Source organism: Candidatus Desulfosporosinus nitrosoreducens (genome assembly GCF_030954495.1).
Lineage (GTDB): Bacteria > Bacillota > Desulfitobacteriia > Desulfitobacteriales > Desulfitobacteriaceae > Desulfosporosinus > Desulfosporosinus nitrosoreducens.
Genome location: NZ_JAVHUW010000070.1, coordinates 68,221 through 84,508, shown reverse-complemented (window position 1 = coordinate 84,508; position 16,288 = coordinate 68,221). Strand labels below are relative to the sequence as shown.

Annotated in this window: 16 protein-coding genes and 1 riboswitch; of the genes, 1 reads left to right on the top strand and 15 read right to left on the bottom strand. The window is 47.3% G+C overall.

The genetic code is table 11. From position 1 onward, the window contains the following. Positions 1–26: 26 nt before the first annotated feature. From scpB to REC12_RS19515, 9 genes are all read right to left on the bottom strand, one after another. Positions 27–596, bottom strand: coding sequence for an SMC-Scp complex subunit ScpB (gene scpB, locus REC12_RS19555; protein WP_308897401.1), 570 nt, complete (start codon positions 594–596; stop codon positions 27–29). Next, entirely contained in the window at positions 596–1,369 is a 774-nt protein-coding gene (locus tag REC12_RS19550; RefSeq protein ID WP_308897399.1) for a segregation and condensation protein A, read from the bottom strand. The genes scpB and REC12_RS19550 overlap by 1 nt, the downstream gene beginning before the upstream one ends. Continuing rightward, positions 1,370–2,344 (bottom strand): tryptophan--tRNA ligase, encoded by a 975-nt coding sequence (gene trpS / locus REC12_RS19545; RefSeq protein WP_308897397.1) that lies wholly within the window; start codon positions 2,342–2,344, stop codon positions 1,370–1,372. A 46-nt stretch (positions 2,345–2,390) separates the two neighbouring features. Then, positions 2,391–3,056 carry a site-2 protease family protein gene (locus tag REC12_RS19540; protein ID WP_308897396.1) on the bottom strand — a complete coding sequence of 222 codons (666 nt, stop codon included), beginning with the start codon at positions 3,054–3,056 and terminating at the stop codon, positions 2,391–2,393. 14 nt (positions 3,057–3,070) lie between these two features. Further along, positions 3,071–5,620, bottom strand: a complete 2,550-nt coding sequence (locus REC12_RS19535) for a CBS domain-containing protein (RefSeq protein WP_308897394.1) — start codon at positions 5,618–5,620, stop codon at positions 3,071–3,073. Between the two features lie 142 nt (positions 5,621–5,762). Then, positions 5,763–6,119, bottom strand: coding sequence for a LiaF transmembrane domain-containing protein (locus REC12_RS19530; RefSeq protein WP_308897392.1), 357 nt, complete (start codon positions 6,117–6,119; stop codon positions 5,763–5,765). Next, positions 6,116–6,571 carry a PspC domain-containing protein gene (locus REC12_RS19525; RefSeq protein WP_308897391.1) on the bottom strand — a complete coding sequence of 152 codons (456 nt, stop codon included), beginning with the start codon at positions 6,569–6,571 and terminating at the stop codon, positions 6,116–6,118. Before REC12_RS19525 ends, REC12_RS19530 begins: the two co-directional genes overlap by 4 nt. Positions 6,572–6,778: 207 nt before the next feature. Further along, complete coding sequence (locus REC12_RS19520) at positions 6,779–7,120, bottom strand: hypothetical protein (protein ID WP_308897390.1); 342 nt, start codon at positions 7,118–7,120, stop codon at positions 6,779–6,781. Positions 7,121–7,280: 160 nt separating this feature from the next. Further along, on the bottom strand, positions 7,281–8,369 hold the full coding sequence (locus REC12_RS19515; protein ID WP_308897388.1) for an LCP family protein: 1,089 nt from the start codon (positions 8,367–8,369) through the stop codon (positions 7,281–7,283). A gap of 161 nt (positions 8,370–8,530) precedes the next feature. Between REC12_RS19515 and REC12_RS19510 the strand changes: the two genes are divergently transcribed. Next, a complete protein-coding gene (locus REC12_RS19510; RefSeq protein ID WP_308897386.1) occupies positions 8,531–8,833 on the top strand; it encodes a hypothetical protein in 303 nt (100 codons plus the stop codon). 555 nt (positions 8,834–9,388) lie between these two features. Here REC12_RS19510 and lysA read toward each other — a convergent pair. The 6 genes from lysA to spoVAE form a co-directional block, all read right to left on the bottom strand. After that, positions 9,389–10,723, bottom strand: a complete 1,335-nt coding sequence (lysA, locus tag REC12_RS19505; protein ID WP_308897385.1) for a diaminopimelate decarboxylase — start codon at positions 10,721–10,723, stop codon at positions 9,389–9,391. 116 nt (positions 10,724–10,839) lie between these two features. Further along, positions 10,840–11,022, bottom strand: a riboswitch (Lysine riboswitch). Between the two features lie 120 nt (positions 11,023–11,142). Beyond that, positions 11,143–12,168, bottom strand: coding sequence for an acyl-CoA dehydratase activase (locus tag REC12_RS19500; protein ID WP_308897383.1), 1,026 nt, complete (start codon positions 12,166–12,168; stop codon positions 11,143–11,145). Next, positions 12,152–13,300 (bottom strand): acyl-CoA dehydratase activase-related protein, encoded by a 1,149-nt coding sequence (locus REC12_RS19495; protein WP_308897382.1) that lies wholly within the window; start codon positions 13,298–13,300, stop codon positions 12,152–12,154. The genes REC12_RS19500 and REC12_RS19495 overlap by 17 nt, the downstream gene beginning before the upstream one ends. Further along, on the bottom strand, positions 13,242–14,333 hold the full coding sequence (locus REC12_RS19490; RefSeq protein WP_308897380.1) for an acyl-CoA dehydratase activase-related protein: 1,092 nt from the start codon (positions 14,331–14,333) through the stop codon (positions 13,242–13,244). Before REC12_RS19490 ends, REC12_RS19495 begins: the two co-directional genes overlap by 59 nt. A gap of 22 nt (positions 14,334–14,355) precedes the next feature. Beyond that, on the bottom strand, positions 14,356–15,849 hold the full coding sequence (locus REC12_RS19485) for a spore germination protein (protein ID WP_308897378.1): 1,494 nt from the start codon (positions 15,847–15,849) through the stop codon (positions 14,356–14,358). Positions 15,850–15,912: 63 nt separating this feature from the next. Then, the gene (gene spoVAE / locus REC12_RS19480) at positions 15,913–16,275 is read right to left on the bottom strand and encodes a stage V sporulation protein AE (protein WP_308897376.1); all 363 of its coding nucleotides are present in this window, start codon (positions 16,273–16,275) and stop codon (positions 15,913–15,915) included. Positions 16,276–16,288 lie beyond the last annotated feature (13 nt).

Here is a 16,288-nt window from a genome sequence, read left to right as displayed (position 1 = left end):
ATTATGCTGCGAATAGCTAAAGCCAATCATTCGGTTTCCGGAAAATCTGCTTCCTTGGCGCTGGCCGCTTCGTCTTCACTTAAACTGAAGGTTTCCAGATTGGGCAAATCTTCTATTGAGCTCAAACCAAAATGCAGGAGAAACTGTTCTGTGGTGCCATAAAGAATAGGGCGCCCGGGACCATCCTTACGCCCCACATCCCTGACCAGCCCCTTCTCCACTAAGGTAGCTAAAGCGCGGTCTGACTGAACCCCCCGAATGAAATCCACCTCTCCGCGCGTTACAGGCTGCTTATAAGCAATAATCGAAAGCACTTCCAGGGCGGCATTAGAAAGGGTCTGAGCCGGCTGCTTATATAAAATTTCTATATAGCGTGCCGCTTCGGGTTTCGTCGCCAATTTAAAGCCGCCGTCGATTTCTAAGAGCATTAAACCGCAGGACTCCGCAGTATAGCGGCTGCGCAGCTCATTCAACAATTCCGCAATCGTCAAACGATCTAATTCCAGAATTTCTTCGAGCAACTCTAAGCTCAGAGGATTTTTCGCAACAAATAACAGCGCCTCTAAAGCAGCCGTTTCCGGCTCTCGAAACAGCATTATATCGACTCCTCTTCGATAAATTCCCAGGCCTTAGGCGTTGGGAAGAGCATAATTTCGCTGAGGGCAGCGGATTGTTCGGCACGAACCTTGCCGGATTTTAAGAGTTCCAATAACGCTAAAAAAGAGACGACCATCTCCATCCGTGAACCGCTCCGTATAAGCTGAGCAAAACGCAGCCCTTTCGGGTGAAGAAGTACCCGGCGCATAACGTCGGCAAGCATGACGTTAATGGCAATTTCGTCGGGCTCAACCTCCTGGATTTCTTCTCCTTTTTCCGCCCGTTCAATGACCTTGCAGAAGGCCAGCCAAAGATCCCCAAAGGCTATTCCCTGAAGCGGATCTTCCGGCTGAACATCACCTAGCAAGTCTTCCACATCAACCTCCCGGTCGAAGGAACGTCCGGAGGCTATCTCCAGCTTCTCCAACATTTGCGCCGCTTGTTTGTAGGTTTTATATTCCAGGAGACGTTCGGCCAGTTCCTGGCGCAGGTCTTCTTCCTCAAGTTGATCTTGTCCGCTCCTGGCAGGCTTGGGCAGAAGCTCTCTGGACTTCATCAGGAGCAGTTGCGCCGCCAACACCAGGAACTCTGTGGTAACCTCCATGTCCAAAGACTCCATTTGCCGGACGGCTTCAACAAACTGATCGGCAATCCGGGCAATAGGAATATCGTAAATATCTACTTTTTCCTGCTGAATTAAGGCTAAAAGCAAATCCAAAGGACCTTGGTAAGCGGGCAATTCGATCTGCGGACTGTTATTCCCGCTTTCCATTTACAGTCCCATGGCACAACGGACTTCTTTCATAGTCACCGAGGCCGCTTCATGGGCACGTTGTGCGCCTTCCTCCAGAACCTTCTCAATCCGCCCCGGTTCTTCCCAGTAAACCCGCCGTTCCCTGAAGGGACTTAACAATTTCTCCAGGTTCTCCGCAAGACAGCGTTTGCAAGCAACGCAGCCGATTTTTCCCAGACGACAATTTTCTTCTATTTCAGCGACATTCGGCGTGTAAATCTGATGAAATTTATGGACGATGCAGACCTCCGGATGACCGGGGTCATCTTTGCGCAGCCGCGCCGGATCAGTAATCATTTGCTGGACACGGGTCTTAATCTCTTCAGGAGAAGCCGTCAGCGAAATAGCGTTATGATAGCTTTTGCTCATTTTACGCCCGTCAACTCCCGGTAAAAGCGGCACTTTGCCCACAAGATCTTTAGGTTCGGGAAAAACCGGTCCGTAAAGATGATTAAAGCGGCGGGCAACTTCCCGGCAAAGCTCAACATGAGGGAGTTGGTCTTCTCCCACAGGGACGGCATTTGCCTTATAAACCAAAATATCCGCGGCCATTAACAGAGGGTACCCTAAAAACCCGTAAGTTCCCAGATCCTTTCCCTGCAGGCTCAATTGCTGAATTTGATCTTTATAGGTCGGTACACGTTCCAGCCAGGATAAAGGCGTGAACATGGACAAAAGCAAATGAAGCTCGGCATGCTCTTTAACTTGAGATTGCACAAAAACAGCGCTTTTCTCGGGGTTGATTCCCACACTCAGCCAATCCAGGGCGATATCCCGCCGCAAGCGGGAAAAATCCAAATGATCCTCATAGCCGGAGGTCAAAGCGTGGAGATCCACAACGGAAAAAAAACATTCATAGTCCTCCTGTAAAGCGACCCAGTTTTGAATAACACTCAGGTGTCCGATATGCAAAGCCCCTGTCGGGCGCATTCCACTTAATATTCTTCCCTTCATGACGATACACTCCTTTAATTTAGGTCTTTACCAAACAGCCAGTACTTTAGCCCAACCACAATGGGCCAAAGATCGGAGTTAAGAGCATGGTGATGACAGTCTGATAAGCCAAAGCGATTCCATTCATAGCAGGATACAAAACAGTGTTGAGAATATTCGTAAAGAGAAGGATTACAAGAATAATCATACCGTATTGTTCAAAGGCCAAAATCCGATAGGCCAAGCGGCCTGGTAAAATCCCCAGGAGAACGGCAAAGCCGTCCAAAGGAGGGATGGGCAGGAGGTTAAAGATACCTAAGCCCAAATTCATAAGTACGATCGAGCGAAATACCATTTGCAGGACGTAACTCCATTCCGTACCGTGCAGCCAATGCATGGCGAGATACCATAAAAACAGGGCCAGAAAAGCCATCACCAGGTTCATGGCGGGACCCGCCAAAGCCACCAGCATTCTCCCCCGTTGTTTGTTGCCTTTAAAATAACGGGGATTGATCATAACCGGCTTAGCCCAGCCGAATTGGTAAAGAAGAGCCATCAGCGTGCCAAACAGGTCCAGATGAACAAGAGGATTTAAAGTCAGCCTTCCCTGACTTTGCGGCGTCGGGTCTCCTAAACGGTCCGCAACCCAGGCATGGGCGTACTCATGAAACGCAAAGCCTATCATTAACGCGGGAATATTCGCAATGATGGTTGGTAAATCAAATCCAAACAAATAAGTGCCTCCTCCTAGCCCCGGGAATCAATCCACTGGCGAGCGATTTTTTCTTCTTCTTCCGGCGTGCAAATCCGGCCCTCAAGCCAGGCCGCCCGCACCTGTTCGAGAATTTTGCCGATTTCCGGTCCTTGTTTAAGCCCCATCTGCAAGAGAGCGTTGCCATCGAGAGTCATGTGAATCCTTTGCTCCGCATCCAGGCAATCCCTGATACGCTGCTGAAAGCGCTCGTCCTGTGCCAGAACCGTAATAATGTTCTGAGGAGTTTTGCTTAGCAATTGGTCTAATTCACTTAAGGCTGTCCTGCCCGCCAAAGCTTCGCGCACCTCGGCAAAGAGCCGGGTTTCGTCGCGCAAGCTTTTGTTTAAACTTAAACGACTGAGCAATTTTTCAATGTCCGTTGCTTGCATTCTGGATAGAGAATTCAACCACTTGACCGTTAACTCCCAATTAACACTGTCTTTAAAATTATCGGAATTAAAGTTCCAACTATAATCTTCTCCAAACCAGGCCCTAAGCAAACCACTGCGCATTAGTTTTTGCCCCATAAACAAATAGTTTTCCTCTTTATAGATGAGCAGCAGCTCTTCTGTAAAGCGCTCCACACTTAATTTTAAAAGAACGCCGGTATCAATGGCAGTATACAATGCTTCCAAGGTCTCTTTGGCCAGTTGGAAGTGATAACGCCCGGCAAAGCGGATAGCCCGCAGCATTCGAGTAGGATCTTCAATAAAACTCAGATTATGTAAAAAACAAATTTTACCTTGCTGCAGATCCCGTTTACCGCCATAATAATCGACAAGTTCCCCAAAATGCTCGGAATTCAAACATATAGCCATGGAGTTAATCGTAAAGTCACGCCGGAACAAATCCTCGCGCAAGCAGGATTCTTCCACTTGCGGAAGAGCGCCGGGGAAGGAATAATATTCCACGCGCGTACTGGCGATATCCAAATGGCTCCCGTCGGGAAAAGAAATCTGGGCTGTGCCAAACTTCACGTGTTGGGTTATTTTTCCCTCAGGCAATTTCTTAACTAAGGCTTCAGCAAATTGACCGCCATTGCCTTCCACCACAAAGTCCAGGTCTTGCGTGGGGACCGAGAGAAGCAAATCCCTGACAAACCCTCCCACTAAATAAACGGAACACTCTTCTTCCTGAGCGGTATCCCGGACCGCTTCAAGGATCTTTCTTTCTCCATCCGGCAGCTTGGCGATTAAATCCAGGATGTCCTGACGCATGGCCGCGCTGCGTTCGCGAACCAGTTGTGTTTCAATAGGCACCGCCCCGCCGTGGATCAGGCGCAAAACATCGGATCTGGAAACAATGCCAACTAAGTCGCCGTCTTCAACAACGGGAAGACGGCCTATGTCGTTTTGCACCATCACCCGCTGGACTTCATCCAGAGTTGCCTCCGCCTCCACAGTAACCACGTTTCTGGTCATAAATCCTTTAACTGGGGCATGCCGCAATCCGTGTCTGATGGCCTTTTCCACATCGCGGCGGGAAATTATTCCCACTAAAGAGTTACCGTCCGTAACCGGTACTCCCGTATGACCGTACCGCAATAACATTGTTTCTACTTCAGCCAAACGGGTTTCGGGAGTCACCGTTTTAACCGGATAACTCATCATGTCCCTGACCAAGTGCGGGCGTACCGCCCGGCTCTTGATCGCGGAACGCAGTTGTTTAAGGATCGTAGGCAGGTCGCCATCTTTAATGGTGGCTGAAGCCGCCCTGTCATGTCCTGCCCCGCCGAAAAGTTGAACCAGGCGATTGACAGGCAACCCCCTGCCTCTGGAGCGGCCCACAAGATATACACGATGATCCATTTTAACCAATAAAAACCAGGTATCGGCGCTCTCCAGTTCTCCGACCCGGTGAGCCAATAAAGCAAGACCACCCACATATTCCTTAGATTCAGCGTAGGATAAGTAGACGGGCAATCCGTCGAAAAATTCCGTTTGCCCTTGATCAAGCAATTGCTGTAACAGCTCTTTCTGCTCTTCGATTAAGGGCTTGCGCAAATACTCGGCAATAACTCCCAGATTGGCGCCCTGATCAAGCAAATAGGCAACCGCCCGGACATCGCGCACTGTCGTGCTGTCGAACAACAGGCTCCCCGTGTCCTCGTAAATGCCAATAGCAATCAATGTCGCCTCAAAACTACTTAAAGGTAAGCCGAAACCGGCTAATTTTTCAACCAGAAGTGTAGCACAGGCTCCGACGAGATCAATAACCATTCCTGGTTTCATGGGACCGGAATAAGGATGATGATCGTAGATTTCGACTTCCAGGTCAGGAATCTGAGCAATCTTTTCTCCCAGTAGGCCTGCCCGCTTTAAGTCGTGAGTATCCACCAAAATAACCTTGCTGACCTCGTCTATAGTAACTTCCTGTGACTTAAGATATCTCAATTGATCTTTGGATAAGGCTAAAAAGTCCTGAACATAAACATTCGGTTTACCATCAATCACCAGAACACTGTTGGGATAAAGCTTCTGTGCCGCGACCATGGAGGCCAAAGCGTCAAAATCAATTTGACGATGAGCTAAAATAATATCCATATTGACACCCTAAATTCTTTAGTTTATAGCGTTATTTTTAAATTATATCATCTTAGGACTGCACAGGGCAACTTGTCGCGAAATATCGCAAAAATAGCCAAAAATAAGTGGAGAAAACCGATTTCTCCATTGCAGGAACCTTTTATTTCTCTTGGCTATAGTTTGCTCCCTGGGTGTCCGGGAGATAAGGATAATTGATGGGGGTTGACTTTATTGTCGATCTTTCAAAGGAGGGACTCTCTGTCCAGGGCATTGGCCTATCTCCCACAGCTAAAGAGTAAACAAGCATGCATAAGAGAAAAATGAGCAAAATAGCGCTGAAGGGTATCCGCCGATTAAAGACTAAACCGATCCCGGCTAAAATAAGAACCAACGGCCATAAATCAATAACCCGCAGCCAAAAATGCCAGGACAGCAGTCCGTAATTTATGAGAATAAAGACAAGCCCCAAGGTAATCAAAAACAATCCTCTGCTTAAAGTATCAAACTCTCGTCTCATTTTCTCCCTCCTTTGAAAATAATAGCCAGACCGATGACAATTAAAAACAGCGGCCACATTTTGCTCATATTAAACCATCTCGGGAGGATACGTTCCAGGAGAAAAAAGGCACCTAAGGCAATCAGAATTCCCCCGGCAAATTTTGACCGCTTCTCGCGCCTATCCTGCCTCTCAAATCCTTTGGCCGCAACTTCAATATCGGAAGGTGTATCAACGAGGACATCTCCCGGCTCGCTGCTTTGCACTCCCGAATCCCGGCCCCTCTCTGCAGGGTTTACCGGGATTATCGCCCAAGCAGCCAGATAAGCAACAATTCCGACCCCTCCGGCAAAAATGGCCACTAAAACAACGAGCCGAACCAACGTAACGTCAATATTAAAATAATCGGCCAGCCCGCCACAAACTCCCCCTATTATCTTTTCTTGCTCAGAACGATACAATCTCTCACTCACGCTATTTCCTCCTCAATGATTTGTGTTATTAAGCCGACACCTTTAATACGCTGTTACGTACTCAAATGTTTCAGAGGCATCTGAAATTTTTTCAGATTAGCAAAGTTATGCTCCTCACACTAACACTAAAAAAATAAACTCCGCAACCCAAAATGCGGAGTTTGTATCCTGACAAGACTATAGTTTTCAATTTTTAATGAAGCTTATTTAAATACTATTATTAATCTCTTCCGTCGCCTTTTCAATTTCTTCATTAGAGACGCCGTCTTTGCCCAAGTTAAACTTGATGGCATCTGCCCAAAAGGCACATTTAGCACTGACTTTTTTATACGTCTTAGCATTGGCTTTATTCGTTTTAGTCCTTGCATCCGCATTAGACTGGACGATTGAACAGATATACAGAGCCTTAATACGTTGATCTTTATCCAGCTCGCTAAAGGTTTGATTAAGTTCTGCGATTAAATTTTGATAATACTCTTTAAATTCCTCAAAGGATATCTCCGTATCCATGTGTAAGTATTCTTTCAACTTATCAAATAGCTTTTCCAATGTTCACCCTCCAAAAAATCGCCTTCTGATTGACTTAAATAGTATATCTCCAATTGCTTAAAATCACAAGAATTATCTGCTTATAAAACTGCCCTGTCCAAAATTGACAGGGCGGAACAGGTGGGCAATACCTTTGAAAGATTTATAAAAGCATCGTCTTTTACTTAAAAAATACAGATGTCGTTTTTCCTTCCTCAAACACCTTGCGGACCACTGCCCGAGCCCTCTCCGGATCGACCTTCCAATAACTGATTCCGTCTTCTGTCAGAAAATCCCCCGGTAACGTTTGTGAGGCAACCTCAGGCGTTCCGGTTCGAAGTAAGATATTCGCCATGGACCATATCTGGCTGAGGGAAAGATTTGTCTCCACAGATTTCATGAATTGAGGAATCAGCCACGGTAATTTAGGGATCGTCTTAACCTGGAACAATTCCTTCCCTATTGACTTTAAAACAGCCTGTTGCCTCGCTGTCCTCGCTATATCCGCCAAAGCATCCTGACGGAATCTGGCATACTGCAAAGCCTGTGCTCCCGTTAAACGCTGGGTTCCTTTTTTTAAATCGATAATGCCATCTGTTTTGTCTCCGGTTACATAATGCATTTCCTTCTCAACCGTAAGCGTGATTCCCCCCAAAGTATCGATAATTTCTTTGAAGCCTGAAAAGTTGGTGAGAATATAACCGTCAATGGGCTGACCTATTAATCCCTCAATCAAGCCGGATGTGGTATCAAGTCCCTTGCCAATTCGGGCGGCCGCATTGATTTTACCCTTGCCATACCCAGGAATCGTTATCTGAGTATCACGCGGTATAGAAATAAGGGCTATTTTGCCATTTTCCGTGTTAACGCTGGCAACCACTAACGTATCTGTGTTGCTTAAAGATTTTTCATTAGGCCGACGGTCAACACCTACTAAAAGTACCGTAATCCGCTTATCCTTAAGTACCGGTACTGAATTGGCCGGGGGGGCCGCGGGAGGAACTGCCAGGGGATTGGCAGGAGGACTTGTGCCGGAATCCTCTTGCTGTATTGGCTTATTTTCCGATACAGCCGCATGTTGTTCTTCCGCTTGAGAGGGTATGTTTTCTTGAGTGTGTTCAGAAGCTTTGAGGGTTCCCGGCTCCCCTGAGACTTGACCAAAAATGATAGGACTCAACACAAAGCCGGCCCCCAGAAAAACCCCAAACAGAAATAGTAGGCCATATACCTTGCAGACCCGGACTAATGATCCGTATTTTTTTCGCAGCACCCGAGTCCACCTCGCTAAAAAGCAAAATTCTACTTTCTAGCATCAAACAAATCCTCTTAAAATATTCCGGAATTTAGATGTAATTTTTAGCAACTTTTTCTGTCCCCGCGGTGGTCCACAGTTAGAAATATTACATATAATACCATGCGAGGTGTATATTTATGGATATTTTTAGATGCCTGCTTAACACTAAAGCTTCGGACAATAACGACGTACAAGAGATAACGGAGACCGACATCACCAGCCCGGAAACAGAATTCCAGTATGATGTTTTGCCAAGGACATCTGCCAATCTTATGAAGAAACTATTCCGTTTTCCCAAGTTATCCCACGCCGAACCCCCGGAATTCCTGTATGAAAATGAAGCTTGGTCTCCTAATCGAGACAGTGTCAGTCTTTTTCACAAAAGCAGAAGCCTCAGCCCAACTCAGGAACGGGGTTTGACGTCAGCACCCCCCCAATAATCCACACTGCCGTGTCGGCTTTTTAACCAGGAAAAATAACTATCTCTCGTAGCTAAAACAGCAAGTCAAAACGGGTGATTATCGGAAAGGGGGGACTGTTTTGATTCCCGGCAACGCCCGTATTTATGCACCAGTCACAAGGGCACCTTTGCTCTTTCATCAAAATAACTCAGTATCGAATTCCAACCACTATCCGGTACCGCAAAATTTTTCGGCGTATCCCCCCGCACCCTCTACCCTTCCCTATTTTTCGCCGTACGAACAACAGCGCCATTTCCCCGCTCCCGCCTATTCACCCTCAAACTGCCCACCTTCGTATTCTTACCCTTCTCCCGGATTAAGCAGCCTTCCCTCTCAATCTCTAGCCTACGCCCCCGCTTATATTCCCAATACAGCCTATTCAATGCCGGTTACCCCGAACAGCTTGACATTAATTTTAATCGCGATTCTAATCTTAGTTGCTCTTGATCTGGCTTTCGTTCGCCCTCAAAAAAGATATTAAGGCATAATAAAAGGACCCTTATGCATCAGGCACACGGGTCCTTAGTTTTTATTTTAGCGGCTGGCCATCGGCAAATAGGCTAAACGCTCAGGCAGAACATCATTCCTTAACAAGTCCGCATGACTTTCCCGTTTTACAATAACATCCGCATGACCGCCCTCAACCAGAATTACCCCCGGTCTGGCAAGGCGGTTATAATTGGAAGACATGGAATAATTGTAAGCACCTGTGCAGGATATTGCCAACAAGTCCCCGGACTGAGCTTGGGGCAAGTTAATATCCCAAATCAGCATATCTCCGGATTCACAACATTTCCCGGTGATAGAAACCTCTTCAGCTGTCTCTTCATTGGCACGATTAGCCAAAACCGCTTCATAACGGGCCTGATAAAGGGCCGGGCGCGGATTATCCGCCATTCCCCCATCTACGGCAAGATATTTTCGAATCCCGGGGATCTCCTTAATCGATCCGATCGTATAAAGAGTCGTTCCGGCAGTACCGACAATTGAACGGCCGGGTTCAATGATAATTTTGGGAATCGGAAACCCATAAACACGACACGCGGCCTCTAAAGCGTCGCGAACAGTTCCGGCATAATCTTCAATTTGAGCGGGAGTATCGCCGGAAGCATAGTAAATTCCAAATCCTCCGCCCAGGTTCAATTCCTGCAGCAGGTATCCTGTACGCTCAAGAATATCGGCCATGTATTGAACCATCACTTGAACTTCGTGACTAAAAGAATCCAGCTCGAAAATTTGCGAGCCAATATGGGCATGGATTCCTCTGACAACTAAGTTGGCATAGGACAGCGCCAGGTCTAAGGCTCGATCTGCAGTGCCGTCGGAAAGTGTAAAACCAAACTTGGAATCGATTTGACCGGTCTGAATGTATTCATGAGTGTGAGCTTCAATCCCCGGAGTCACTCTGAGAAGTATGTTCACAGATTGCTGCATATCTTGAGCCAGTTCATTTAAAAGGTCCATTTCGTAAAAATTGTCAACGACGATACGTCCAACGCCGGCTTTTAGAGCCATAGTCAGCTCTTCCGCCGATTTGTTGTTGCCGTGAAAATAAATGCGTTCAGCCGGAAAGTCGGCCTGCAGCGCAGTGTACAGTTCTCCGCCCGAAACGACATCCAAGCCCAGTCCCTCTTGTTCAACGATACGGCACATAGCCAAGGTGGAAAAAGCTTTAGAGGCATAAATCACCTCCGCATTTTCCAGACCCTCAACGAAGGACTTATAGTAACGTCTGCAGATCTCCCGAATGTGGGCCTCATCCATGATATATAAAGGAGTTCCAAATTCTTGAGCTAATTTTGCTGTGTCGCACCCGCCGATTTCCAAGTGCCCTTGTTCATTAATTTGTTGAGTACCGTGCAGTCTCATGTTTTTTCCTCCCCAATCACTCTAGCTATACTGTTCAAGCTTTTAAATAGAAACGGCAACAGAAGGAGGTCCTCTGCTGCCGTACAACTGCACGTAAACATTGACCCTCTTCTCCTGTTGGGAGTAGTTCTCCACACGATGTAAGAAGCACCATGTGACAGTCCTGCAATTCTTTACCGCAGGACCAGCGCCAAAAATCGCGATCTTTTTGGGCTTCGGCGAAATCCCCTTTTCTATGGATTCATCGGTTACGCGGCCTTCTCCACAGTACTATTGTCATTCGCGCCTCTACCACACCTCCAAAGAGATGAGGTATAAAATTTTTATTAGTATACCAGACTTTGCGTTGAAGGTCAAAACATTTTTAAATCAAGTTTTGAGGAGCGAATATAAGTACACGTCTCTAAATCTTATGCTGACTATGCTCCCCGCTGTTCCTCTTCTTTGCTTTTTTTCTGATTGTGGCCAACTCTAGGAGCGTTTGACCACTTGCCGCAACGATCTCCCCACCTTGCCAAGCTTGAGCCGTCTTGTAAGATCTCAATCACTTCACAACGATTGGCACAGCCGGAACATTCAAAGCTTTGGGCGTTAAATTGGGTTTCCCCTAAATGCAAACCTCTAAAGCGGGTTCTCTGCTCAGGATTCATTGTCACCTTTTCCTGGGCTAAGTAAGCGGCCCCCAAGGCCCCCATCACTCCATAATGTTCCGGTACTATTACAGGCTGGCCCAGCTCCTCTTCAAACGCTTGGCAAATTCCCGGGTTAGCCGCCACACCTCCCTGGAAAAAAATCGGCCCCCGTATCTCTTTGTTCTTGCCGACATTATTTAAGTAATTGCGAACCATTGCCTGACAGAGTCCGGCCAGAATATCAGGTAGAGCATGCCCCAATTGCTGCTTGTGGATCATGTCGGATTCCGCAAAAACGGAACAGCGCCCGGCGATTTTAACGGGATTTTTGGCCTCCAAGGCTAAACGTCCGAACTCTTCAATCGGTATACCCAGTCTCGCCGCCTGCTGATCAAGAAATGATCCCGTTCCGGCGGCGCACACGGTATTCATGGCAAAATCAGAGACAACCCCATCGCGCAGAACAATGATTTTAGAATCCTGTCCCCCGATTTCCAGAATCGTTTGCACCGAAGGGTCAACGCGCGAGGCGGCTACTGCATGGGCTGTAATTTCATTTTTGATAACATCAGCCCCCAGCAGCGTCGCAGCAAGCTGCCGTGCACTCCCTGTTGTTCCTACTCCCAGTATTTTGGCGGCACTTCCGATCTTTGACCTTAAGATTTTCATTCCTTCCTGAATCGTCTGCATAGGCCGCCCTTGAGTGCGCAAATAAAGGGTTAAGGCCACTTTGTCATCCTCACTCAGCAGCACTAAATTCGTGCTGACCGACCCAACATCGGCGCCTAAATAAAAATTATCTTCCCCCAACAACCGACACACCCTCTCTAGTGTTTTTGGCAATACGTTTCTGCCGAGGTCTTTCCAATAAATCGACAAACGCTTCTAAACGGGTCTGTATTCCTGCCTGCCCCGTATGCTCATCGACAATGAGTGTCATTATAGGTATTTGATAAGTCTCTTGAACTCGGGGCAATACGCTGGCGGCCACAATCTCAGGCATGCAAGAGAGAGGGAAAAGCTGAATAATCCCGTCGAATCCTTCCTTGGCGAATTTAACCGCGGCACCAACCGTTTCCTGGCCGTGTCCGCCCACAAAATGAGGCAGAAAGGGTTTGGCATGGCTATGGTAGGAACGAATCGAGCGATAACCTTGGGCCAGACCTTGAAAAATGTGATTTCCCACCCAGCCGGAAAGATAAATTGAGCGATCCACCTCTACTCCCAGATGCCCCAGCTGTTCCTCTATCCCCACAGACGTATAGGGATCTAAAATGGTATAAATTTCTCCGATGATTCCTATACGCAACGGACGATGTTTTTCCCCAGGAGCATGTCCTTTAGCCTGGCGATCCCGAATACTCTCTTGCAGCCAGCGAACCGTAGCCTGGACCCCTTTCACGGTCATCGCCTGCGCCAGGCGTTTTTTACTTTCTTCATAAAGAAGCTCGGTCTCTTGGGGATCAGGCAGTCTGGGCCGTGCAGCATGAATTAAGTCTTCAACTTGATCTAAGGCTACACATTTCAGATAGGCAAAGCGCAAAGCTTTAAGGATAGAGGGCCAAGAATTCTTGGTCCCGGCTAAATACCTAATGCGTTGGGCCAATCCCTTCAAACTTCCATCAGGAGGCTCAAGGGTCACGACCTCCAAGTTATATCCGGCATCTCTGAGAATTTGCCGTTCTACTTCCCCATAATAGCCAAAGCGGCAAGGGCCAATTCCTCCGGTAATGACAATTGTATCCGCACCCTCCTGCGACGCTTCGATATAATTCCCGAGATTCAGTTTTAAAGGCAAACAAGCTGCTTCAGGTGCCAGTTTAGTACCTAATGTCAACGTTTGTTTGTTGTTGACAGGCGGAACAACGACCTCAATATTCAGAGATTCAAAGAGAGCTTGAATAGCGATCCAGGCATTCCCCATGTGCGGAAATGTTACCTTCACGAGCCTTCCTCCTTTCGACCATGTCCAGAAAGGCCTCAAGGCGAGTGACTAGCCCGGCTTCGCCGGTATGTTCGTCGAGAGTAATCACCATATAAGGCTTATGTTGGTCGCGCACTTTGCGCGCTACTAATTCCTGGACCATGGAATCCGTGCCACAGCCAAAACAGGTCAGATAAATGATCCCGTCAATCGTTCGATCTTGAGCGAATTTATTTCCCGCCCCATAAATTTGTTTGGCATGATTCCAAAACAGCTTTTTGCGCAACCCTGTCAAATTCTCTTCGACTTCGTTGGGTTCAACATGCTGAACTAACTGTATTTCCGCTTTTTCGCGCAGACGCCCAAGCAGGTTCAGATTGGCATAGGCCTCTTGTATTAAATAAGAATGTCCGATTAAAGTAATTTTCAGGCGCTGTTTCGCCTGGCTGATTTGTTTTAAAGGAGTCAAAACACTGTCTCTGCCGGACTCCGGTACGAGTTTAGGGGAACATACCACGGCATCCCTCTGTCCCCCCGCGAAATGTTCAATTTCACGCATTTCCTGCTCAAAATTCCAGCCTGTTCCTCTTGAATCCAGATAACGTTGCTGCCACATTTGTCCTTCTCTGAACGCCGCACGAATTTCTTGCTTACTTTTGCCAAGCTCTAAGCCCAGCTTCCGGAGGTCTTTGAGAACCTGCCGCTGACCTCCGCGCCAATTAATGACAGCGCTGAGAACCGGAATTTCAGGCGGAACTGCCGGGAGAAGACTTTCCGGTATTCCTAAAAACTTAGGACAATTGTAAGTATCGGCTTCCACACTGACCATGCGCGGCAAAAAAATCGCATCGACATCTTTTAAAGCCTGAATATGACCGGCAAGAAGCTTTAGGGGCAAACACGTTTCGTCACTGATTTTCTTAAGGCCATCCTCCATAATTTGACGATTCGTTGGCGGAGATGTCACCACCTCGATACCGAGCCGGTAAAAAAAGCCGGCCCAGAAAGGAAAATAATCATAATAAAAAAGAGCACGCGGAAACCCTATTTTCACACTTCTGGCATCCTTTCTCATTCTATTTATTCTTACCCCCCGGCTGCCGAACCGGGTCTTGAGGTTTTAAAATACTTGGACGTGAATTCTTAATCGGCACCGGCGATCTCACTAAAACTGTTCCCAGGGCCTTGATATTTAAGGGCAGAAGAGGCCAGAGATATGGTACGCCAAAAGATCTCGTTCTCCATAAAAGAAAGAAGAGAAGAGCCACTCCTATTAAAAATCCCCAGAAATTAAAAAGACCGGTCATAACGATAATAAACAAACGTGCTAATCTGTTGGCCAACCCCAGTTCATAGCTTGGGGTCGCAAAGGTCGCCACGGCAACCACCGCAACATAAAGGATTACTTCCGGAGAGAACATTCCCACTTTAACGGCAATGTCGCCCAACATAAAGGCTGCGATCAAACCTAACGCTGTGGCCAAGGGGGCGGGAGTATGGACCGCCGCCATCCTCAAGAGATCAACCCCAAATTCCGCTAAAATTACTTGGGGAAACAGGCCAATTTTGGCCGGTTTAGAAACGCCGATAAATTGGAGCCAATCCGGGAGTAATTGGGGATTAAGGGCTGCCCCCAGCCAGAGAGGAAGCAGAAACATGGCGGAAAAGACACCGGCAAAACGTATCCAGCGAAGATAGGCTCCAACAATAGGTTCCTGGCGGTATTCTTCCGCATGCTGCAAATGGCTCCAAAACGTTGTCGGCGCCAGGATAACGGATGGCGAGGTATCCACAATAATCGCAACGTGTCCCTCCAACAAATGGATAGAGGCAACATCCGGACGTTCCGTATAGCGCACCCGAGGATAAGGGTTCCAAAATTTACTGCCGAGAATAAATTCCTCCACACTTTTTTCGGCCATAGGAATCCCGTCAATCTTGATTTCTTGAAGGTCGTTTTGAATTTTTTTGACCATCTCCGGATTAGTAATATCTTCAATATAGGTAATGCAGACATCCGTTTTGGAACGTCCTCCAACTTGAACCAATTTCATACGCAGTTTGGGATCGCGCAGACGTCTGCGAATTAAAGCTGTGTTCATAACCAAAGTCTCTGTAAAACCGTCGCGGGACCCCCGAGTGACGCGCTCAATATCCGGTTCGGAGGGCTGGCGGGAAGGATAGGTCCGGGCATCGACGATAATCGCTTTCTCTTGCCCTTCGACGAAAATTGCCATCGGACCCGACAAAACAAAATAGAACACTTTATCCATTGTTTGGACTTCTGAAACCTGCAAATCAACAATGCGCCCTTTAACCAATTTATCCAGGGCATTAACGATCAAATCTGAACGTTCGAGGTCAATTAAAGCATCTAAAATATAACTGGCCACATGCGTGTCAACCATCCCGTTGACAGAATAGATGGCTACCTTTTTGCCGCCGATGGACATCTCCCTCAGGACTATGTCAAAACTATCCGGAACTCCCAATTCATTATTGATGTAATCGACATTCTCTTGATAGTTTTTACTGACGGGAGTGTTTTTCTCACTCGAATTATTACCCATGCCTTACCTCCCCTTCTCATGATTCGTAGTTCGTGTTTTGAAGATTCGGATTATATAATTGCCCTACCCTTTGGGATTGAAGGTTACGGACATCAAATAACCAAAAAATACGGCTGCGGCAATTCCAACGGCCGTTGCTTCGATGCCGCCTGACAAAGCTCCGATAATCCCGCGTTTCCCAACGGCATCTATAGCTCCTTTAGCCAAAGTGTAGCCAAATCCGGATAAAGGAATCGTGGCCCCGGCTCCTCCAAGCTTTATCAAGGGTTCATACACCCCTAAAGCTCCCAGAATTGCTCCGCCGGTTACAAAGGAAACTAAGACGTGGGCCGGAGTAAAAGACGGTTTCGTCAAATCCATCAGTAACTGCCCTACAACACAGATCAATCCGCCGACAATAAAAGCCGGCACAATCATATTAAACATCAAATCACCCCTT